Raw genomic sequence first — 21453 nt, forward strand, 5'->3', positions numbered from 1 at the left:
ATGTCACTCCCCCTTTAGTTCTCTCGCTCCCTCTCCGATATCCGCGACATAAAAGTCCGCTCGGAGCCCTGTTTTTTCTTGATATCTGTCTCCAACCTTCTGAATAAAATCATCAACGAACTCATCTTTTACAATGCTGATGGTGCAGCCGCCAAAGCCTGCTCCCGTCATTCTTGATCCAATTACACCTTCGTGATCCCATGCCGCAAACACAAGCTCATCAAGTTCAGGGCATGTTACTTCATAGTCATCCTTCAATGAAAGGTGGGATTCCTTCATTAACTGCCCGATTTCATCTATATTGTTCTCTTTGAACATATGGGCCGTCTTAATAGCACGATGATTTTCGTATACAGCGTGCTTTGCCCGGCGTCTGTTCGTTTCATTTTGGATCAGGCTGGAATGCGCATCGAAATCAGAAGGCTTGATGTCGCCCAGTGCGGCAATATCGAGGCCTTTTTTCAGATCAAGCAATGCATCATTGCATTCTTGGCGTCTCGTATTATAGCTGGAGTCAGCCAATGTCCTTTTTTTGTTCGTGTTCGCGATGACCAGCGCGAGGCCTGAGACATTGAGTTTGCTATATTCATAGTCAAGCGTGTCACAGTTCAGCAGCATCGCATGATGTTTTTTCCCCATTCCAATTGCAAATTGGTCCATAATTCCGCAATTGACGCCGATAAAATGGTTTTCCGCATGCTGCGCCATTTTCACAAGCTCAAGCGCATCTACTTCAGGATGAAAATAACTTTGGAGCACGACCCCCATCAGCAGTTCAATAGAAGCGGAAGACGACAGTCCCGCCCCGTTTGGAATATTCCCTGAAAATACAATGTCAAAGCCATGGGGAACTGCATATCCCCTCTGTTGAAATTCATAAATCACGCCTTTTGGGTAGTTCGCCCAGTCGTCTTCTTTTTGATAGCGAATGTCGTCAAGGCTGCATTCCTTGATGCCTGCGTTTCTAAAGTTATCTGAATACATCCGGACAAGCCCGTCGTTTCTTTCTGCAACAGCAGCATATGTACCCATTGTCAGCGCGCACGGAAAGACATGCCCGCCGTTATAGTCTGTATGTTCTCCAATCAGATTCACTCTTCCAGGTGCGAAAAAAAACCGTAACCCCTCTTTTTCTCCGAATACACTTGCAAATATCCCCTTTAGCTCTTCCCGCATGTGCAATCACCTTTCTGGTTTTTATTTTTTATTCCCCTTATTTCTTCATAGAAAACGGCAGATCATATGCTGCAGTCCTCTCATACCCCTTCTTCTTTTGTTTTTTTAAAGACGAGCCATTTGCTCGCAACATAGTTGACGACAACAATGACCGCGTTGTCGAGTATTTTGGCCAAGGTTTCATTTGTATTGAACTGGCCGACAAGAATGATCATCATGCCTAAATCTATGCCGAGAGACAGGACCCGAACGCTGAAAAAAGCAGTGAGCTCTTTCAGCAGGCTCTGCAGATCATGTGTTTTTTGCTGAAACACATATAATTTATTTGTTATGTAAGCAAACAGCACGGACAAAATCCAAGCGGCAACAGTGGCGGCTTTGTAATCCACATTCATGATCTCTACCAATATATAAAAGCTGGCGATATTCACAATGGTTGTGAAAACCCCCATAATGATATACATAATTATTTCTCTATACTTCACTGATGTTCCTCGCTTTCTGAAAAACTTTTCAAAATTCTTGGCCTCTCGTGCTCTCTGTCTAAAGTAAAAAATACCGAGAGTGCGTCTAAAAAGCTGCGGAAGGTGGCTGGCTGGCCCAATACATATGATTGTTTGATGATTCCGTCGAGGACTGCACATATTATTTTAGCCGTATATTCAGGATCAATACAGGCGTCAATCAGCTTTCTCTCCTTCAGCCACTTAATATATAACACATTTTCTTCCACCCACAATTCGTACAGCCGGACATAGGCCTTGCATTTCTTTAAGACTTTATATGTCGGCATGTTCATGGCAAACGAGGTGATGTCCCACGACGGCTTATTTATGTAATAGGAATAAAGCAGTTCTGCAGCGTGTTTTGCAGCCTCGTCCAATGTCAGCGATTTCACTGACTCCCGCTCCATTTGATCAAGATACCCTATAATGATCTTTTTTTTCATCTGACGTTTTTCGAGAAGGTACAGCAGAAAATCGTCCTTGCTGACAAAATGAACATAAAATGCTCCTTTGCTGTACCCGGCGGCTCTGCTGATATCTTCTACAGAAACCGGATCATACGCTCGGTCAATCAACAAATTCACGCCAGCGTCTATAAAACTTTCAAATGTTGCTTCTCTTTTAATTTGAAATTTGTTTTTTTTCATATTTTTCTCCTGGCGGTAATGATTACCCTTATCTTACACCGGATCAATCTTTAGCGGTATTTATTTCTTTAAACGGTTATGCTATTCGGTTTCCCAGGGGTCATTTTTAATAGGCTAAATGATTTATTTTCATTTACATACTATCCAGTCAGTATTTAATTGTTTATTATTATAAATAAGGTCCATTGGTTATATTAGTCATTTTTTTAGGGAATAGGTAGGTGGTTTTTCCTTCAGTTTGTGAACACCGAGCAACTATGTGTGAAATTTGTTGTACTCGCCTCCATCATCGCGCTGGCTTGTCTTTTATTGCCCGCATGTTGCAGGAAAACATTTTATACAATTGGAGGTTACTATGAAAACTCATGTTAAAAAAGATTTGGACAAAGGTTGGCATATGTTAATTCAAGAAGCTAGATCCATTGGATTAGGCATTCATGATGTGAGGCAGTTTTTAGAATCTGAGACAGCATCAAGAAAGAAAAACCACAAAAAAACCGTCCGGCAAGACTAGTCCGAACAGGCGGATCTATTTACCTCTGGCTTTTCTATCACCTGATCTGAGTTTTCACCATATCCTCTATTCAAAAGCAAATCGCTGCGCTGAGCTTGAGGACAAACGGTGTGTCAGCTAACTACGACAGACAGCCGGTGATGCGATCACCTCTTGGCACATGCATTGTCATAAAGAGGTGATGCGAACATGATAACCGTGCTCTGGTAAACAGCAGCTTTGCTGAGAACAAGCTGCATTCGGTGAGGTTTTGAAAGCAAACTCGTTTATACACGGCCGAGCTTGAAAACCTTCGCCTGTCTTTAGACCACTGTGTTCACCTCTTCACGACTTCCTTCTTTTTTCATCCTCCAGCTATTGTACAACGCATAAATCGGACTTTCAGTACATACCTATTGGTGTACCTTTTTGCTTACGTTTAGCGAATAAAAGGAGGAAAGCCATGTACAAAGCTGATTATAAACAGATTGCTGCAACGCCGTCTTTTCAAGCTTTTTTAAAGCAGAAACGCGCTTTTATTGTTCCTTCTGCGATTTTCTTTTTTGTTTTTTATTTTTCACTCCCTGTTTTGACATCTTATTTCACCTTTTTGAATGCACCGGCCATTGGAGCTGTTTCATGGGCTTGGCTGTTCGCCATCGCCCAATTCGCTATGACCTGGATACTGAGTACTGTGTATTCCCGGAGAGCCGCCCATTTCGATAAGTATGTAAGCGCTTTAAAAGAGGATCTGAAGGGTGAACAGACATGAATATGACTGCTTTTTTATTATTTTTGGCGATTGTTGGCCTGACGCTTATTATCACGTATTTTGCCGCGAAGCGGACGAAAACGACGAGTGAGTTTTATACGGCGGGCGGCGGGCTCACCGGCGTTCAGAATGGACTGGCAATTGCCGGTGACTACATGTCTGCCGCCTCGTTTCTCGGGATTGCCGGAATGATTGCGTTATATGGATTTGATGGCTTCTTTTACAGCATCGGTTTTCTGGTGGCTTATCTCGTTGTCTTGTACATCGTGGCGGAGCCGCTTCGGAATCTTGGAAAGTACACGATGGCAGACATGATTGCCGCTCGCTTTAAAGAAAAGAAAATCCGCGGTGTCGCGGCTCTCAATACCATTGCCATCTCTACTTTTTATATGATCGCCCAGCTCGTGGGGGCGGGCGCGCTGATCAAACTGCTTCTAGGGCTGGATTATACCGCGGCTGTCCTCATCGTCGGAGTGCTGATGACCATTTATGTCGTGTTTGGCGGCATGATCGCGACAAGCTGGGTTCAAATTATTAAAGCTGTTTTGCTGATGGCCGGCACACTCGTGATTTCGATTATCGTGTTTTCGAAATTCGGCTTTAGCCTTAATACCATGTTTGAACAGATGAAAACGGCTACTCCGCTTGGCGCTGATTTTTTGAACCCCGGAAATAAATACAAGGTGCCGCTTGAGACCTTGTCGTTAAACTTGGCACTCGTGCTGGGAACCGCCGGGCTTCCGCATATATTGATCCGGTTTTATACCGTTAAGGATGCCAAGACGGCCCGTACATCCGTTGTGTCAGCGACATGGATTATCGGTGTGTTTTACATTATGACGGTATTTCTCGGCTTTGGTGCCGCGGCATTTGTCGGTTTTGACGCGATTACGGCGGCTGATCAAGCGGGAAATATGGCGGCTCCGCTTTTAGCAAAAGCGCTCGGAGGAGACTTTCTGTTCGCGTTTGTATCAGCCATCGCCTTTGCCACCATTTTGGCTGTCGTGACAGGGTTGGTGCTGTCTGCCGCCTCAGCATTTGCCCATGATATTTACAGCCAGATCATCAGAAAGGGAGAAGCAACTGAAAAAGAACAAATGAAAGCGGCCAGATGGGCTTCTGTCGCCGTGTCAGTGCTCTCGATTCTCCTTGCGATTTTTGCACAATCCTTAAATGTGGCGTTCCTTGTTGCACTCGCGTTTGCGGTAGCCGCCAGCGCAAACCTTCCGCTGATTGTGTTTACAGTCTTCTGGAAACGATTCAATGCCTCAGGCGCTTTATGGGGCAGCCTGACAGGCCTGATCAGCGCGCTTGTGCTGGTATCGATGAGCCCTAGTGTGTGGGACCCGGCCGGAGGTGCTATTTTTACCGGTGATCCGCTCATTCCGCTATCTAATCCAGGAATTATTTCCATCCCGCTCGGCTTTCTCGGCGCGTGGCTCGGAACGGTGCTGTCGTCTGATAAAACAATTGATGAAGATACGTTTGCAGAAATTCAGGTGAAGGCGCATACTGGCGTCCATATGGAACAGGAATAAAAAAAGCTCTCTTTATCGAGAGCTTTTTCCTTACTTTTTCTTCTGCTCGTCAGAAATCGCTTTTTCAAATACATCCTTGCCGGCAGCACCCGGAATTACAGTGTCACCGATAATAAAGGTTGGAACGGCTGTGATGTCAGCCTCTTCATAGGCGTGCTTCAAGGCTTGGCGCTGCACGTCCTGATATGTTCTTGTTTCCAGTGCTGATTTGAATGATGCACCGTCTAATCCCACTTCCTCGGCGAGCTTCGTCAAGATGTCAATATCGCCGATATTTTGGTCCTCCTGGAAAAATGCCTGAAAGACACGGGTGTTGTATTCATGTCCTTTATTGTATTCCTTCGCAAAATGGAAGCCTTCAAACGCGAGGTCTGTATACGGATGGGGCGAGACGTTTGGAAAATTGATCTCGACTCCTAATTTCTCCGCCATTGGCTGAATTGATGTCTGCCACATGTACTGTTTAGAAGGATCATTGACCGGATCAAGCTGAGGAGATGGGCTTGGGCGCAGTTCAAACGGCATCCACTCGACTTCAACATCCTTTCCTTTTATCGCTTCTTCAAAAGCGGCTTTTCCAACAAAACAAAATGGGCAGACGTAATCTGAATAAACTTTAATGTGTACTGTCATGATAATCTCCTTTCATACTAAATTGATTTTAAACTGTAACAATTAAAGTTACAACTGTTTTTTAATAAAGAAGCCGATTTAGGCTTCTTTCAGATTGATGACAAAATCCTAAAAAGTTTTAGGATTTTGTCATCCTTTCAGCGTGATTGAAAACCCTTGAAGTCTAGGAAAGCCGAGCATTGGAGCGGAGCGAATGCTCTAATTCGTGAGCACCAACGCACAGGCTTGACAACGAATGCGAGGGTTTGTCGACACGCTGAAAGAAGCCTGTAAAGGCTTCTTTTATGATTCCAGCAAACGCTGGGCAATATATTCTCCTTTTTTGCAGCCGCCTGGGCATGCGTATAAAGCAGAACCGATTGTTTGTGTATATTCGTTTAACGCATCCTTTGCTGAAAGAGCCTTCAGCATCGGGATAAACTGATTGTCGGGATTTTTTTGAAAACTGATAAACAGGAGACCTGCATCCATATAGCCGGTTTTCGGATCAAGTCCTTCTGTGTAAGAGAAAGCTCTTCGCAAAATTTGTTTCCCAGTAGATTTCGCTAGACTGACGTGTGAATTAGACGGAATTTGATTCAGCTTCACGGGATCTGTTTCCTTTTTCTGCCCAAAAGGCGCCCCCGAGCTTTTTCTGCGGCCGAAGGTATCCTCTTGGTCCTTGAGGGAAGAGCGGTCCCATACCTCAAGGAACATTTTGATTTTCCGAAAAGCCATATAGGTGCCGCCCGTCATCCAGTCAGGCTCACCAGACTGAATCCACACGATCGAGTTCATCAACGTGTCATCCTTCGTGCTCTGGTTGCCTGTTCCATCTTTAAACCCGAAGAGGTTGCGCGGTGTTTCACCATTTTTTCCACCGCTTAAAAAGCCTTTGTTCACAAAACGGACCTCACAAGTGCCGACCGCTTGATTTAGCAGGTTACGCAGCGCGTGAAACGCCACTTGCTCGTCGTCTGCACACACTTGAATGCAGATGTCCCCGCCTCCCTGCTTTTCATCCAGGTTGTCATTGGGCATCGCTGGAAGAGCGGCTAGGTGCTTCGGTTTTTTGCTTTTCAGTCCGAAGCGGTCCTTTCCGTCTTTTTCAAAAAAGCCAGGCCCGAATCCGAATGTGACCGTTAAGTTGGAAGGGGATAAATCAGCAGACTCACCTGTATCCTGCGGCGGCAGATACTGATTTCTCTGCTCCGCTGACATTTTCTTGCCAGACGTCAGCATCTGTGTGAGACTTGTCCAGTTTCTAAATAACGTAATGATGTCGCTTTTGTCTTTTGCTGTTACATCCAGTGCAGCAAAATAGACATACGTCTGATGGGCAGTTGTGATTCCGGCCTGATGCTTTCCGTAAAACGGAACAATCTGCTCCTCCTCTTTTTCATCCTTTTTCGATGGCTTAGCCGCAGTCTGAACAAGCGGAGCGAGACCGCCGAGACCGCTGGCACCGATCGCAACGGCTGCCCCCGCCATCGCTCCCCATTTTAAAATGTCCCGTCTGTGAATTTGTTCTGGCTTTTTCTGTTCATCGCTCATGATGTTACAAAACTCCTTTTATAGCACATTCGCAATCTTCGACATGGTTTCAGAAAGAGTCGTCAGCTTAGTGCTCAGCTCTCTGATTTGCTTTTCACTTAATTTATCATAAGACGTATAGGACTGATCATTTGTTTTGTATTTTGCCATTAAAACTTCAAATTCGCTGAACTCCGTATCCAGTTTTTCCGTCAAGTCGGAGTGATCTTTTACAAGCGCGCTTTTCACTGTTTGATAAACGGCTTCGGAGCCTTCCACATTTGCCATAAGGTCAACTAAATCAATTCGTGAGTAGCGCTCTTCTTCTCCCGTGATTTTCGAAATTCCGGCTTCGTTCAGAAGCTCCATCGCGCCTGCAACAATTTGTTCAGGTGTTAATTTCAGTGATTGAATTGAACCGTCAAGCTCTTTTACATCCTTGAGAAGCTGGTCAGCTGTTGCCTTTTCCCCGGAAATATCTTGATCCTTCCAAATGGCCTTCTCAAGCTTATGGAAGCCTGTCCATTTGTCTCCTTCTTCAACATCGTTTTCTCGTGCGTCAATTTTCGGATCAAGATCTCCGAGGCTTTCAGCGATCGGTTCGATTCGCTCGTAATAAACACGCGCTTTCGCATATAACGTTTTGGACTTTTCGATATCGCCGGATTTCACAGCACCCGTAAATGCTTCAGTCGCTTTGACAAGCTGGTCACTCTGCTCTTTGACATAGCCTTTATACTCATCCGCTGCTTTTGCCAGCTGATCGCTAGCCTTTTTGCCGCTCTTCTTCGCTTCTGTCAGGTCTTCTAAGGATGCTTTCAATGACTCGGATTCTGTCTTGATTTTTCCTGCATCCGGTTTGTCTTTTTGCGCTTCTGTGTAGATTGGCTGAAGATGCTTTTCGATTTCTGTATATTCGAATGGATAGTCGCTGCGAATATCGTTTTCAAAGGAAAGCCAGTAGCTGTTTAACTCTTTCCCCTTCTTTTCAATCTCTTTTTGGTCTCCTTTTTCCACTGAGTCATTCAGCTTAGAAATGATGGTTTCCATTTTATTTACGGATGCGGTGATTTCTTTAGTGACCCCGCTTTTTTCAGATGAAGCTTTTTCTTTGGTTGAAGATGTGTCATTGGCTCCGCAGCCTGCGCACAGCGCAAGGATGCATCCGGCTGATACAGCGATTTTTGTGAAATTCATTTTGTCAGTTCCTTTCCGTTTGTAAAATGTTTTGCCGCTTCTGAAACAAGCGCAATCAGTAAAAAGAGTAAAATCAACATTTGCGGAATCGTGCTGTACACAGACGGATAAATTCCTAGCACCGATACAGACGGCAGCCAGCTTTCTGCATCAGACGGAAGAATGCCCGCCAGTTGAAGGCTGTGAACGCCGGTTCCGAGAAATTTCACGCACATATACAGGACAACCGCCATTGATAGAAGAAAAAACGGCTTCAATGGAATGCGCATTCCGAGCTTGATCATCAGAACACCGACGATGACGAGAACGATAAGCCCTGCGGCAGTTCCGCCGATCAGTTCAGTGAGCGGGAGCTTCCCGACAAGCCCGATGAAAAAGATGACCGTTTCGAGACCTTCTCTTACAACTGCCAGAAATGCAATGAGCGCAAAGGAAAGCAGGCTTCGTTTTTTTAGTGCCTGTGACTTCTGGATATTGATTTTTTCTCTCCATTTATCCATTGAGGCGTTTCTGTGCAGCCACACCCCGACATACAAAAGCATGACAGCGGACAGTACGCCGGTAACGCCGCCAAGCAAGAAATTGTTTTCTCCGAATACACTGGAGGAGAACAGAACCGTGACACCGATGCCGGCTGCTAAGGAAACAGCCATGCCGGCGGACGCCCCGCCCCAGATCCATGTCGAGGAACGCGTAACCCGCGCTTTTTTTGTCATGGTTAATAGCGCTCCGATGACAAGGAGGGCCTCCATTCCTTCACGAACCGGGATCAGCGCCGCATCCCACCAGCTGTAGCTGCTTGAAGCGATCGGCTCGAGCAATTGAATCATTTCGTCAATTTGCTTTGATACCTTTTCAGGATGGCTGCCGATCTCCGCCTTCATCAGCGCCAGATTTTCCTCCGATGTCGTATAGGCTTCTTTCGATTGGGACACGACATCTCCCTCAACAGCGAGCCAGGATGTAACTAAATTGTCGATTGCGGATGACGCTTCATCCAATTGTTTTTTTTCTATGAACTGTTTTGTGTCTTTCAAGCTTTGTATATAGGCTGTTAAGGACGCCCTTGATTGACCTGAGGATGTCTTTTTCAGCACGACAGCCTGCTGATAGGTTTCTAAATGAGACGCAAGCTCTTCAAGCTGTGTTTTGAGCTTACGTGCGTCTTGATTGATAAAAGAAAGAGAAATCATCGCGATATTCGCGTCCATTTCACTGTGAGAAGAAAGGTTTTCTTTCTTAATAGAAGGTTCTTCTTTTTTCCACTTCGCCTTGAAGGTGTCAAACGTTTGTTGTGCCGAATCCATATCCCCGTCTTTTACGGATTTGATCATTTGCTTGTTTAATTGAATTAATGCGGCGATCGGATCATCTTCCGCATGTGCCGCAGAACCGAAAACCATCAACAAGCTGAATAGAATAAGTGCCAGCCCCCGAGCCATCATGTTCCTCCTATAATTGAAAATGATTATCATTGTATAACATAATCATAGCCAGTTCCTGTCCTTTGTCAATTAAAATTTGAAGGTCTGAAAACCTTGATGGACAGCAAAAAAGCTGTCCTTTTACAGAACAGCCCTTTGAAGGAAAATGAACGATTATCTTCCTGTTTTATACGTTTGAATTTCCTCACGAAACTTGCGTGCAGCACTCTCAGGATCCTCCGCCTGACTGATGGCGCTGATCATACTGACGCCATCGGCCCCCGCTTGGATAACAGGTGCGGCATTATCTATTGTGATTCCGCCGATGCCGACAATTGGAATGCTGATGCCTTGGCGGCGCACTGCTTCGATAAGAGATACACCCTGTACCGCTCTCGTATCTTTTTTCGTTTCAGTCGGATAGATCGGCCCAAGCCCGACATAATCCGCTCCGTCTTCTTCGGCTTGCTTCACCTCAGACATCGTATGGGCAGAAACGCCGAGAATCATATCACCTATGGCAGCTCTTACCTCTTTCGCATTTGCGTCTTCCTGGCCGATGTGGATACCATCAGCTTTCAGATTCAGAGCCAATTCCACATCATCATTGACAATGAACGGAACACCAGCTTCACGGCAAGCTGCCTGCGCTTTTTCAGCAAATTTAATCCGAGCCTCTCCTGTCAGCGCATCCCCGCCTTTTTCACGGAACTGGTACAGGGTGGCACCGCCTTTTAACGCTTTTTGTACAACTGTAACAGGATCGGCTTTCGTATTGTTTGACCCCATAATGAAGTATACAGATAATAACTCTTTCATCATTTCCCGAGAAATACGAGTCATGAGACAGTCACCCTTTCTATAGTCGCCCATTCTTGGACGTCTTGTTCAGTAACAGTTGAAAGCTTGTTCAGCAATTCAATCTGAAAGCTTCCAGGGCCTTTGTCAGCCGTCTGCTGTGCGGCAAGCTGAGCGGCGACCCCATACGAAGAAATGGCCGCAATAGCAGCAAACAATGGATTTTCTTCCACAGCGCAAAACGCACCGACGACGGAAGTCAGCAGGCAACCGGCGCCTGTCACTTTTGTCAGCAGCTTGTGGCCGTTATGAAGGGTGTATACATGTGACGTGTCGGCTATGACATCAACTTCACCAGTTATCGCAATGACCGTGTTTAGCTTTTGTGCCGCCTGCTGAGCCAGCCGGATGATGTCGCCTCCACCTTCACCCGCATCAACACCTTTGATCAGCCAATCGGTCACGCCGACGGTATGGGCAATTTCCGCCGCATTTCCTCTGATTGCAGCAAGGCGCACCTCACGAATGATGTCACGTGCCGATTCAGTGCGGAACGGTGTTGCTCCGGCACCGACAGGATCAAGAATGACGGGAACGCCATGTTCATTAGCTGATTTTCCCGCGATGATCATCGCTTCGACTGACTCCTTGCTCAGTGTTCCGATATTTAAAACGAGTGCACCCGCAATTTTCGCCATATCGGCGACCTCTTCTTTTGCGTACGCCATAACGGGCGATGCGCCGAGCGCGAGCAGGCCGTTTGCTGTGAAATTCGTTACGACATTGTTGGTTATGCTATGCACCAGTGGGCTATGCCGGCGGACAGCCGTAAGACATTTTGCTGCTGATTGTGCATCCATATTTGCATCATCCTTTACTATCTTTTTTCGGGTCCCATAAATACGATTTCGTATGTTCGAGCCAAGCTCTGGCGGCAAACGACAAGTACCTGTCCTTTCTCCAAATAATGGCGAGGTGCCAAGGGATGACCGGATCGACAAGCGGAATGACTTTCACTTTTTCCGGGTCAAGGCCGCGGCAGATCCGTTCCGGCAAAAGCCCGATCCCAAGGTTGGCGGATACCATCTCACTAATAAAATCCCATTGTGATGTTTCATAAATGATATGGGGCCGGAACCCAGCCTTGATACATTCCGTCATAATTCGGTTGTGCAGGACAAAATCCTCTCTGAAGAAAATAAAAGGCTCGTCCTTCAACTCACGCAGCTGACATTCTTTCTCATCAGCCAGCCGGTGGGAAGGGTGAACGACAAGCATTAAGGTTTCTTTTACGATTGTAAACGAATGAAAGATATCTTCGTTTGCGGGAAGGACCACAACGCCGATATCAAGAGAGCCGTCCCCGACACCTTCTTGGACTTTTATAGAACCGTCTTCGACTAGCTGAAAGGTGACATTCGGATAGTTTTCACGGAAATCGCCGAGCACTCTGGGGAAAAACCCCGATCCGATCATCGGCGGCAGTCCAATCCGTACGTGCCCTTTCTTGACTTCCATAATATCATTTAATTCTGACGTCAGGTTTTGAAATGATTTAATGATTTCCTGCGCCTGCACATACATGCTATGACCGGCATCAGTCAGTTCCACCTGCCTGCCGTTTCGGTAAAACAGTTCAATTCCGAGCTCTTCTTCTAAATTTTTGATCATTTTTGATATCGTCGGCTGAGAAACATAAAGGGATTGGGAAGCCTTCGTAAAACTTTTTAAACGGGCGACTTCCAAGAAATATGTTAAATGGCGGATATCCATGCGCTTCACCCTTTCTATAGACAAAAGGAATACTTCTTATTCTTAATATATATTTTACCTATAGAGAGACCTTATGTACAATAAGTATATAAGGGAGGCATCAATATGAAAAAACTGTTGCTAACCGTTATTCAAATCGCTCTGTTATTTATATTTGCTCGGCTGATTAATTGGGTGACAGCCCTTCTTCATATAAATATTCCCGGCAGTATAATAGGGATTGTGATTCTTTTCACATTATTGCACTTTAACATTATCAAGCTTGAATGGATCGAGCTTGGTGCAGCGTGGCTTCTCGGGGAGCTGCTTTTATTTTTTATCCCGTCTGCCGTCGGAGTGATTGAATACGGAGACATTATGTCGAAATTTGGTGTCAGCATTCTGCTTGTTGTCATCATCAGCACGTTTGTCGTGATGGTGTCTACAGGAACGCTTACACAACTCATCGCAAAGAGAAAGGAGAAAAAGCATACGTGTTCATCGGAATTGTAAGTTTGTTTTTAACGGTTTTGGTGTATTTAGGAGCAAAAAAGGTATATCAACGCTTTCCGCGTGTTTATACGTCGCCGCTATTGGTGACGCCCGCTGTATTAGTCGGTCTGCTGCTGCTGGTGAATGTCCCGTACGAGTCCTATAATCTCGGCGGCGGATTGCTGACCGATATGCTACAGCCGGCCACCGTGGCATTCGCGATCCCGTTATATAAATATTTCCCTGTTTTAAAGAAATACGCAGTGGAAATTATTTTGAATGTGGCCGTCGGTTCATGCATCGCGATTATTTCTACCGCTCTTATTGCGAAATGGCTTCACCTCGGCACCGGCTTAATTGACAGCCTCGTCCCAAGATCAGTGACAACGCCGATCGCGATGAACGTATCTGAAATGATCGGCGGTATGCCTGCCGTCACAGCCGTGTTTGTGATTTTAACCGCTTTGCTCGGCACAGTGATCGGCCCGATGGTCATCCGTTATTTCCGCATTGATAACGAAATTGCGCGGGGCGTGCTGCTTGGCACAAGCGCGCACGGAGCGGGAACGTCAAAGGCATTTGAGCTCAGCTCTGTGTCCGGCACGATTTCCAGCGTGTCGATGATCTTAGCTGCGATTATGACGCTTTGCGCGGCGCCGTTTTTGCTTTCATTTATGTAAAAAACTGTCCTCTCGAGGGCAGTTTTTTTTATGTGCTTCCCCTTATTGAAAAGCTGGCGAATTCCAATATAATGTATTTGTGGATACCAAAGGAGGCACCCTGATGCACAACTTGCAGGTGAGGCGGCATTATGCCGCGTTAAAAGGATTTTATTTGTTTGCTTTTCTCGGTACGGGCAGCATAATTCCCTTACTCAGTATGTATTTAACGAAGGAACAGCATTTAAGCGGATCACAGGTCGGCTTGATCATGTCACTGGGCCCGATTGTGATGATTTTCTTTCAGCCGTTTTGGGGCATGCTGAGCGACTATACGCAAAAAACGAAAGGCCTGCTGGCGGTTTGCACATCAATCACAGGCATCATTGGATTAGCCTATATTGCATTTGACAGTTTCCCTCTGTTTATTTTGATTGCGGCCTGTTTTGCAGCCTTTCAAAGCACGATTATTCCACTTTCGGACAGCATTTCACTAAGGTACACACAAGAAACAAACGGCAACTACGGCGGAATCCGCCTGTTTGGTTCTCTCGGCTTCGGTGTCGCGGTGTTTGCCATGGGACAGGTGACGAACCAGCTGTACCCCATTCACGTGATCTTTATCTTTGGCTGTGCCTTTCTGTGCATTGCTGCCATATTGGCTTCACAAGTGCCCGGCCAGCAGAAAACAACAAAGGTCAATATCCGCAAAGGATTCCGGGAGCTTATCAGCAACAAAACTTTCCTCATCTTTATGATCATCACCTTTACGACATTTGCTCCAAACTTAGCGAACAATACGTATTTCAGTCTTTTTCTGGACAAAAGCGGCGCGTCACTTTCCGCTATCGGCATTTTATTTTTCATCGGTGTCATTTCAGAAATTCCATTTATGAGATTCGCCCAAACATTTATAGATAAAATGGGGCTGCTCAACGTCATTATGCTGTCAGGCGGAGTCTCATTATTCAGGTGGGCGCTCTATTTCACGGCGCCTTCACTATGGATCATTTATGCGACGGTCTTTCTTCAGGGAGTGGCCATCGGTTTATTTATCCCGGCGGCGCTTCAATATGTGAAAAAGATTACCCCAAGACACGTTGAAGCGACGGCGCTGACCATGTACGCCGCCATTGGCAACGGGTTCGGCAACTGGTTCTGCACATTTGCAGGCGGGTACATTTTTGACTACGTGTCGATCTTCGCAGTCTACTTGCTTTTTGGCATTCTGAGCATAGCAGGCTTTGGCCTGACATTATATTTAATGAAGGCTGAAAAAAACAAACATACACTTCATCAGCCGGCTGTTACTTTTAAACCATAATGACTATAATGAACAAAAGAAAGGATGTGCGTTATGAACGGGCAAGAGCGAAACAGCATTTCGAAAGGGTTGCAGGTTGATATTGTATTGAAAGCAGATCAAAAAACAGGAAAACTGACGAGAGGGACAGTGAAGGATATTTTGACGAAATCAAACTTTCATCCGCATGGCATTAAAGTCCGTCTTGAAGATGGCCGCATCGGCCGCGACCAGCAGATCGTTTCTACATAAAAAAAAGCTGCCCCTGAACAGGGCAGCTTTTTCATTATTTTTTCTGCAGAAGGACCACTTTCAGGTAGTTGCCTTCCGGAAATGCCGAAATCGTTTTGAAATCCTCCGGCAGCGTAAATTCCTCAATGATCGTGTAGCGTTCATTTGTTTCTTTAAAGGCGGCATCAATAAAGCCTTTGAACTTCTTCATGCCAAAGGCGCTGCTGTTTGTAGAGGCAACAATGACACCCTTGTCAGCAGTGATGGCGATCGTTTCCTTCAGCAGGTTTTTATAATCCTTGGCCGCGCTGAAGGTGCGTTTTTTTGTGCGCGCAAAGGAAGGCGGATCTAGAATAATCAGATCAAAGCGCAAATCCTTTTTTGCAGCATATGAAAAATAGTTAAAAACGTCCATCACTTTAATGTCGTGCGCTTCGTAATCCAGCTTGTTCACGCTGAATTGCTCGATCGTTTTGGCAAGACTTCGATTTGCCACGTCGACGCTTGTTGTTTTCTCCGCTCCGCCAAGCGCCGCCGCCACGGAGAATGCACCCGTATAAGAAAACGTATTTAAAACGGTTTTCCCTTTTGCATAGCGGTCTCTGATCGCCTTGCGCACATGTCTCTGATCCAAAAAGATGCCCGTCATGGCGCCTTCATTCAGATCCACCGCGTATTGAATGCCATTCTCTTGGATGATGATCGGGAACTCGCCCCTTCTCCCTTTCACGAAGTCATCATCTTCAACGTATTGTCCAGCCGTGTCGAAGCGTTTCTTCTCGTAAATCGCTTTATAATCAAGATCCATCTCATCCAATGCGGAAATCAGCATGTCTTTAAAGGTGTAAATTCCCTTGCTGTACCATTGAATCAGCAGGTAGCCGTCATAATAGTCGATGGTGACGCCGCCGACACCGTCACCCTCACCGTTGAACAGGCGGAAAGCTGTTGTATCTTGAGCCTCAAATAGTTTGGCGCGCGCTTGGGCCGCTTTTGTTAATTTGCTGAGAAAAAATGCTTGGTCAATCTGTTCATGTTTATTGCGGGTAAGCGTCCAGCCAACCCCTTTGTTTTGCAGGCCGTAATAGCCCCGCGCGAGAAACTCGCCGCCGCTCTCAGACACGATATCAACGAGGTCTCCTTCTTTCATGTGCCCCGCACTCCCTGCGAGAGCTTCTTTTTCAATAAGGGGATAGCCTTTTTTTATTTTGGCAGCGTGTGCTTTTTTTAGGGTGAGTAGCTTCATATATGTCGTCCTCTTTCCGTTTGCTTTCTCTTATGGTACCACAAAACGCCAAGATGTCTGCATTGACAGAAAGGAAAGGTTTTTCTACGATAGACAAAAAGAGTTACGAGGAGGAGCAGCATGGCAAAACGAATTGACCATACAGGCATCATGGTAAGAGATATTAACGCGTCCATCACATTTTATGAAGAGGTACTAGGCATGAAATTGAAGGATCGCATCACTCACACGAACGGTGTAATCGAGCTTGCTTTTCTTGGCTTTGAAGACGGCCCGGAAACAGAAATTGAACTGATTCAAGGCTACAGCAGCGAGCTTCCCGCTGAAGGAAAAGTGCACCACATTGCCCTGCTGACGGATGACATCGCGGCTGAATATACAAAAGCGGAAAAAATGAACGCAAAATTTATCGACGAGGAGATCACAACACTTCCAAACGGATACCGTTATTTCTATATCGAAGGCCCTGACGGTGAGTGGATTGAGTTCTTTCAGCGGTAAAAATAAAGAACGTACATTTTGTGATGTACGTTCTTTTTTATCTATACCAACTGATATACGTTGACTCATCGCAAATCATAGCTTCCCAGCCCATACGCTCAACCAATTCATGGATGTTTTTATCTTTGGCTAAAAAGACATTAATGAATGAGTCATATACACTCATAAACACAAAATCCATTTTCTCATCAGTTAAAACGAGCTCTGTTGCGGCTTCATCAAGAACCGTCCGCAAGTTGGCTTCAGTTATGTCCAAAACGCCGCGGTTTTCCACAATCGGTTCTGCGTAATAAAACCGATTGGATCCGTTCGCACCTAATACCTTTACCAAACTCGGAATATGAAAATTTGAAATATGATCCTCACTGGGATAATAGAGGTCTCCATTTATGTTTTCATGTAACACCTCAGCCAAATCCTCTCTCGCGAACTCGTCCCTTAAAGCGCCTATCGACGTCATTAAAGCCAGCGCCAGCTCAGCATGTGTTTGAAAGCCGCAAGAAGACATAACCTTCTTCCAGGAAACAGCCTTGCCTATTCCTCTTATTTCATTATCGTTTGGATAAATATGTTCATAATCATTTTTTCTTTTTGCATTCTCCCATCCTTCAGGCATTTGGATAAAAGGAGAAAAGATAAGAGCAGCAGATGAGTATTCAACTGGTACTTGTTGTAAGATTGGTGATTCGTCATCTAACCATATATAATCTAGCATGCGCACCTCCTTTACATATTCTAACATTCCTTTCGTTTGAAAGAGATGATCAGCCCTATGACAGGCTGATCATCTATCACATCACATTTTTATCCCCAGATTCAACCGCACTCTCTTCCCGCCATTTTTGATGATCCCATATTCTGAAAAACGGATAGTAGATAGCACAGGTGATCAGCAGATTTACCAGCTGCATAACTGCGCCCGACACCTTTCCGCCTGTCGCCAGGTAACCTGATATGAGCGGCGGCATCGTCCATGGCACCGCGATTCCGGCCGGTCTTGCCACCAGCCCGGTGCTCATGCCGATATAAGTCGCGGTAATCGTGAGGAGCGGTGCGATGATAAATGGGACAATAAGGAGGGGATTCATGACAATCGGCATGCCGAAAATGATCGGCTCGTTGATATTAAATAGCGCAGGGCCGATTCCTAATCGTCCAAGCTGCTTCATTTGTTTGCTGCGGGAGCGCACAAGCATCGTCAGGACAAGCGCCAGCGTCGCCCCGCTTCCGCCGACATTGATCCAAATTTGAAAAAACTGAGTCGTAAAAATACTCGGCAGCGCCTCGCCTGCTTGGAAGGCGAGACGGTTGGCATCCATCGCGCCGTACCAAATCGGCGCCATGATTCCGCCAATGATGGAAGCCCCGTGAATCCCGCACGACCAAAGCAGCATCTGCACAAATTCAGCGATCAGGCTTCCGCCGAGACTGCCGCCAAGGATGGAAAGCGGTGTGCCAAGCAGGTCTCCTACGACATTGTGCAGACTCTGAAAAGGTGTCATTTCAATCAGAAGACGCGCCAGCCATACGAGAAGCACAATGATAAAGCCGGGAATCAGCGCGACAAATGATTTGCTTACCGCAGGCGGCACACCGTCTGGCATTTTGAAGACGATATTTTTTTGAATAATGTACCGATAGATTTCGGTTGAAAACAAGGCGATCAGCATGGCGACAAATAAGCCCTTGCTGCCGAGCAGCGTGATCGGGATTCCGCCCCCTACCATGATGGACTCCGTTGAGCCATGCGGTGTAAACGGCACCTCAAACGGTGTTGCCAGCAGAAATGCGGCAATTGAAATCGCTCCGGCAGAAAGGGCATCGACACCATAGCTTTCTGCCAGCCGATAGGCGATCCCAAAAGCGGCAATCATCGCCATAATATCAAACGAAGCGTTAACAGGATATCCGAGCTTATCGGCCCACTCGTTCCCAAACACACTCGCCATGAAATCAGCATACCCCGGAATCGGCAAGCTCGTTAAAATCAAGAAGACAGACCCGATAATAATCAGCGGCATGGTCAGGATAATTCCGTCACGCAAAGCGCTGAGATGCCGCTGCCCGGCAATTTTCCCGGCGACAGGCATTATTTTTTCCTCCATCACCCGAGTGAATGTGCTCATCTTAAAAACCCCCTTTTCTCATTGCTTTGTGAACAACCTCCGCAATGTTTTCTTTATCTTATTTTGAAAACGCTTACAAATTCATTTGGAAAATTTCCTCTTCATGCGGAAAAAATCTGCATTTTGCTAAACAACCCTGCCCATGAAAAATTTTTTCCTTCTTACTATTAATCTCTCTTTTTTTCTCCGATATATATATCAAACATCATAGAAAAAGGAGATGAATCATGAAAAACATGTCTTGCAAACTTGTTGTATCAGTCACTCTGTTTTTCAGTTTTCTCACCATAGGCCCTCTCGCTCATGCGCAAAACAGCAGCGAGAAAGAGGTTATTGTGGTTTATAAAAACAAGGCCGGAAAGGAAACCATCCTGGACAGTGATGCTGATGTTGAACAGCAGTATAAGCATCTTCCCGCGGTAGCGGTCACAGCAGACCAGGAGACAGTAAAAGAATTAAAGCAGGATCCTGATATTTTGTATGTAGAAAACAACGTATCATTTACCGCAGCAGACAGCACGGATTTCAAAGTGCTGTCAGACGGCACTGACACCTCTGACAACTTTGAGCAATGGAACCTTGAGCCCATTCAGGTGAAACAGGCTTGGAAGGCAGGACTGACAGGAAAAAATATCAAAATTGCCGTCATTGACAGCGGGATCTCCCCCCACGATGACCTGTCGATTGCCGGCGGGTATTCAGCTGTCAGTTATACCTCTTCTTACAAAGATGATAACGGCCACGGAACACATGTCGCAGGGATTATCGGAGCCAAGCATAACGGCTACGGAATTGACGGCATCGCACCGGAAGCACAAATATACGCGGTTAAAGCGCTTGATCAGAACGGCTCGGGGGATCTTCAAAGTCTTCTCCAAGGAATTGACTGGTCGATCGCAAACAGGATGGACATCGTCAATATGAGCCTTGGCACGACGTCAGACAGCAAAATCCTTCATGACGCCGTGAACAAAGCATATGAACAAGGTGTTCTGCTTGTTGCCGCAAGCGGTAACGACGGAAACGGCAAGCCAGTGAATTATCCGGCGGCATACAGCAGTGTCGTTGCGGTTTCAGCAACAAACGAAAAGAATCAGCTTGCCTCCTTTTCAACAACTGGAGATGAAGTTGAATTTTCAGCACCGGGGACAAACATCACAAGCACTTACTTAAACCAGTATTATGCAACGGGAAGCGGAACATCCCAAGCGACACCGCACGCCGCTGCCATGTTTGCCTTGTTAAAACAGCGTGATCCTGCCGAGACAAACGTCCAGCTTCGCGAGGAAATGCGGAAAAACATCGTTGATCTTGGTACCGCAGGCCGCGATCAGCAATTTGGCTACGGCTTAATCCAGTATAAAGCACAGGCAACAGATTCAGCGTACGCGGCAGCAGAGCAAGCGGTGAAAAAAGCGGAACAAACAAAAGCACAAATCGATATCAACAAAGCGCGAGAACTCATCAGCCAGCTGCCGAACTCCGACGCCAAAACTGCCCTGCACAAAAGACTGGATAAAGTACAGTCATACAGAAATGTAAAAGATGCGAAAGACAAAGTCGCAAAGGCAGAAAAATATAAAACACAGCAAACCGTTGACACAGCACAAACTGCCATCAACAAGCTGCCAAACGGAACAGACAAAAAGAACCTTCAAAAACGCTTAGACCAAGTAAAACGATACATCGCGTCAAAGCAAGCGAAAGACAAAGTTGCGAAAGCGGAAAAAAGCAAAAAGAAAACAGATGTGGACAGCGCACAATCAGCAATTGGCAAGCTGCCTGCAAGTTCAGAAAAAACGTCCCTGCAGAAACGCCTTAACAAAGTGAAGAGCACCAATTTGAAGACGGCACAGCAATCCGTATCTGCGGCTGAAAAGAAATCAACTGATGCAAATGCGGCAAAAGCACAATCAGCCGTCAATCAGCTTCAAGCAGGCAAGGACAAAACGGCATTGCAAAAACGGTTAGACAAAGTGAAGAAAAAGGTGGCGGCGGCTGAAGCAAAAAAAGTGGAAACTGCAAAGGCAAAAGTGAAGAAAGCGGAAAAAGACAAAACAAAGAAATCAAAGACATCCGCTCAGTCTGCAGTGAATCAATTAAAAGCATCCAATGAAAAAACAAAGCTGCAAAAACGGCTGAACGCCGTCAAACCGAAAAAGTAACCAAAAACCTTTAAGATTTGCATTCCAAGTCTTAAAGGTTTTTTTCATTCTAAGAACACCACACACAACCTTTTTCCCATCCATTGTACAGGCTTTTCATACTATTGCTATACAGCCATGAACAGCATAAAATGAACGTTATTACAGTTATCACCACATATGGCGGGATTGTGACTGGGCAGGCAGGCAAGACCCAATGATGCAAAGGGAGTATTAATGCCTAAAAAACAGGGCATTTTAACTCTTCTTTTCGTGTTGGGCTCATAACGGCGCCTTGGACAA

The 21453-nt window shown here is 45.8% G+C and carries 22 protein-coding genes; 9 read left to right on the forward strand and 13 right to left on the reverse strand.

What is annotated here, in order from left to right; genetic code table 11:
* Nucleotides 1–3 precede the first annotated feature (3 nt).
* From NST22_RS19970 to slrC, 3 genes are all read right to left on the reverse strand, one after another.
* Entirely contained in the window at nucleotides 4–1176 is a 1173-nt protein-coding gene (locus tag NST22_RS19970; RefSeq protein ID WP_003227400.1) for a galactokinase, read from the reverse strand.
* Nucleotides 1177–1256: 80 nt separating this feature from the next.
* The gene (locus tag NST22_RS19975; RefSeq protein WP_003227398.1) at nucleotides 1257–1640 is read right to left on the reverse strand and encodes a GtrA family protein; all 384 of its coding nucleotides are present in this window, start codon (nucleotides 1638–1640) and stop codon (nucleotides 1257–1259) included.
* Nucleotides 1641–1657: 17 nt separating this feature from the next.
* Nucleotides 1658–2329, reverse strand: coding sequence for a transcriptional regulator SlrC (slrC, locus tag NST22_RS19980; protein ID WP_003227396.1), 672 nt, complete (start codon nucleotides 2327–2329; stop codon nucleotides 1658–1660).
* 355 nt (nucleotides 2330–2684) lie between these two features.
* On the opposite strand from slrC, the gene slrA reads away from it, so the two are divergent.
* From slrA to NST22_RS19995, 3 genes are all read left to right on the forward strand, one after another.
* A complete protein-coding gene (slrA, locus tag NST22_RS19985; RefSeq protein ID WP_003243648.1) occupies nucleotides 2685–2843 on the forward strand; it encodes a transcriptional regulator SlrA in 159 nt (52 codons plus the stop codon).
* 442 nt (nucleotides 2844–3285) lie between these two features.
* Nucleotides 3286–3594, forward strand: a complete 309-nt coding sequence (locus tag NST22_RS19990; RefSeq protein WP_003227392.1) for a DUF485 domain-containing protein — start codon at nucleotides 3286–3288, stop codon at nucleotides 3592–3594.
* Nucleotides 3591–5132 (forward strand): cation acetate symporter, encoded by a 1542-nt coding sequence (locus tag NST22_RS19995; protein WP_003227390.1) that lies wholly within the window; start codon nucleotides 3591–3593, stop codon nucleotides 5130–5132. The genes NST22_RS19990 and NST22_RS19995 overlap by 4 nt, the downstream gene beginning before the upstream one ends.
* Nucleotides 5133–5162: 30 nt before the next feature.
* On the opposite strand, the gene NST22_RS20000 is transcribed toward NST22_RS19995, so the two are convergent.
* From NST22_RS20000 to NST22_RS20030, 7 genes are all read right to left on the reverse strand, one after another.
* The gene (locus NST22_RS20000; RefSeq protein ID WP_003242591.1) at nucleotides 5163–5765 is read right to left on the reverse strand and encodes a DsbA family protein; all 603 of its coding nucleotides are present in this window, start codon (nucleotides 5763–5765) and stop codon (nucleotides 5163–5165) included.
* Between the two features lie 282 nt (nucleotides 5766–6047).
* Entirely contained in the window at nucleotides 6048–7298 is a 1251-nt protein-coding gene (efeB, locus tag NST22_RS20005; RefSeq protein WP_003243445.1) for an iron uptake transporter deferrochelatase/peroxidase subunit, read from the reverse strand.
* 18 nt (nucleotides 7299–7316) lie between these two features.
* Nucleotides 7317–8474: an iron uptake system lipoprotein EfeM gene (efeM, locus tag NST22_RS20010; protein ID WP_003243208.1), complete on the reverse strand. Its 1158-nt coding sequence runs from the start codon at nucleotides 8472–8474 to the stop codon at nucleotides 7317–7319.
* The gene (gene efeU, locus NST22_RS20015) at nucleotides 8471–9916 is read right to left on the reverse strand and encodes a ferrous ion permease EfeU (RefSeq protein ID WP_003243918.1); all 1446 of its coding nucleotides are present in this window, start codon (nucleotides 9914–9916) and stop codon (nucleotides 8471–8473) included. Before efeU ends, efeM begins: the two co-directional genes overlap by 4 nt.
* Nucleotides 9917–10072: 156 nt before the next feature.
* A complete protein-coding gene (thiE, locus tag NST22_RS20020; RefSeq protein ID WP_003244128.1) occupies nucleotides 10073–10741 on the reverse strand; it encodes a thiamine phosphate synthase in 669 nt (222 codons plus the stop codon).
* Nucleotides 10738–11556, reverse strand: coding sequence for a hydroxyethylthiazole kinase (thiM, locus tag NST22_RS20025; RefSeq protein WP_003244274.1), 819 nt, complete (start codon nucleotides 11554–11556; stop codon nucleotides 10738–10740). Before thiM ends, thiE begins: the two co-directional genes overlap by 4 nt.
* 7 nt (nucleotides 11557–11563) lie before the next feature.
* The gene (locus NST22_RS20030; protein WP_003227377.1) at nucleotides 11564–12469 is read right to left on the reverse strand and encodes a LysR family transcriptional regulator; all 906 of its coding nucleotides are present in this window, start codon (nucleotides 12467–12469) and stop codon (nucleotides 11564–11566) included.
* A gap of 105 nt (nucleotides 12470–12574) precedes the next feature.
* On the opposite strand from NST22_RS20030, the gene NST22_RS20035 reads away from it, so the two are divergent.
* The 4 genes from NST22_RS20035 (at nucleotide 12575) to NST22_RS20050 (ending at nucleotide 15154) form a co-directional block, all read left to right on the forward strand.
* Nucleotides 12575–12961 carry a CidA/LrgA family holin-like protein gene (locus NST22_RS20035; protein WP_003227375.1) on the forward strand — a complete coding sequence of 129 codons (387 nt, stop codon included), beginning with the start codon at nucleotides 12575–12577 and terminating at the stop codon, nucleotides 12959–12961.
* Complete coding sequence (locus NST22_RS20040; protein WP_003227371.1) at nucleotides 12943–13620, forward strand: CidB/LrgB family autolysis modulator; 678 nt, start codon at nucleotides 12943–12945, stop codon at nucleotides 13618–13620. Before NST22_RS20035 ends, NST22_RS20040 begins: the two co-directional genes overlap by 19 nt.
* Before the next feature lie 103 nt (nucleotides 13621–13723).
* Complete coding sequence (locus NST22_RS20045) at nucleotides 13724–14923, forward strand: major facilitator superfamily domain-containing protein 6 (protein WP_003242781.1); 1200 nt, start codon at nucleotides 13724–13726, stop codon at nucleotides 14921–14923.
* Nucleotides 14924–14956: 33 nt separating this feature from the next.
* Nucleotides 14957–15154 carry a YwbE family protein gene (locus NST22_RS20050; protein ID WP_003243869.1) on the forward strand — a complete coding sequence of 66 codons (198 nt, stop codon included), beginning with the start codon at nucleotides 14957–14959 and terminating at the stop codon, nucleotides 15152–15154.
* Nucleotides 15155–15188: 34 nt separating this feature from the next.
* Here NST22_RS20050 and NST22_RS20055 read toward each other — a convergent pair whose 3' ends face one another.
* Entirely contained in the window at nucleotides 15189–16379 is a 1191-nt protein-coding gene (locus tag NST22_RS20055) for a class I SAM-dependent rRNA methyltransferase (protein ID WP_003244593.1), read from the reverse strand.
* Nucleotides 16380–16499: 120 nt separating this feature from the next.
* On the opposite strand from NST22_RS20055, the gene glxA reads away from it, so the two are divergent.
* Nucleotides 16500–16880: a glyoxalase GlxA gene (gene glxA / locus NST22_RS20060; RefSeq protein ID WP_003243380.1), complete on the forward strand. Its 381-nt coding sequence runs from the start codon at nucleotides 16500–16502 to the stop codon at nucleotides 16878–16880.
* Nucleotides 16881–16917: 37 nt separating this feature from the next.
* Here the strand turns inward: glxA and NST22_RS20065 are convergent, their stop codons facing one another.
* Both NST22_RS20065 and celB read right to left on the reverse strand, forming a co-directional pair.
* The gene (locus NST22_RS20065) at nucleotides 16918–17595 is read right to left on the reverse strand and encodes a DUF2711 domain-containing protein (protein WP_003242887.1); all 678 of its coding nucleotides are present in this window, start codon (nucleotides 17593–17595) and stop codon (nucleotides 16918–16920) included.
* Nucleotides 17596–17671: 76 nt separating this feature from the next.
* Nucleotides 17672–19006, reverse strand: coding sequence for a PTS cellobiose transporter subunit IIC (celB, locus tag NST22_RS20070; protein WP_003242539.1), 1335 nt, complete (start codon nucleotides 19004–19006; stop codon nucleotides 17672–17674).
* Nucleotides 19007–19233: 227 nt separating this feature from the next.
* On the opposite strand from celB, the gene epr reads away from it, so the two are divergent.
* A complete protein-coding gene (epr, locus tag NST22_RS20075) occupies nucleotides 19234–21171 on the forward strand; it encodes a minor protease Epr (protein ID WP_003243950.1) in 1938 nt (645 codons plus the stop codon).
* Nucleotides 21172–21453 lie beyond the last annotated feature (282 nt).

Origin of the sequence: Bacillus sp. PS237, from assembly GCF_037963345.1 — a bacterium.
Classification (GTDB): domain Bacteria; phylum Bacillota; class Bacilli; order Bacillales; family Bacillaceae; genus Bacillus; species Bacillus subtilis.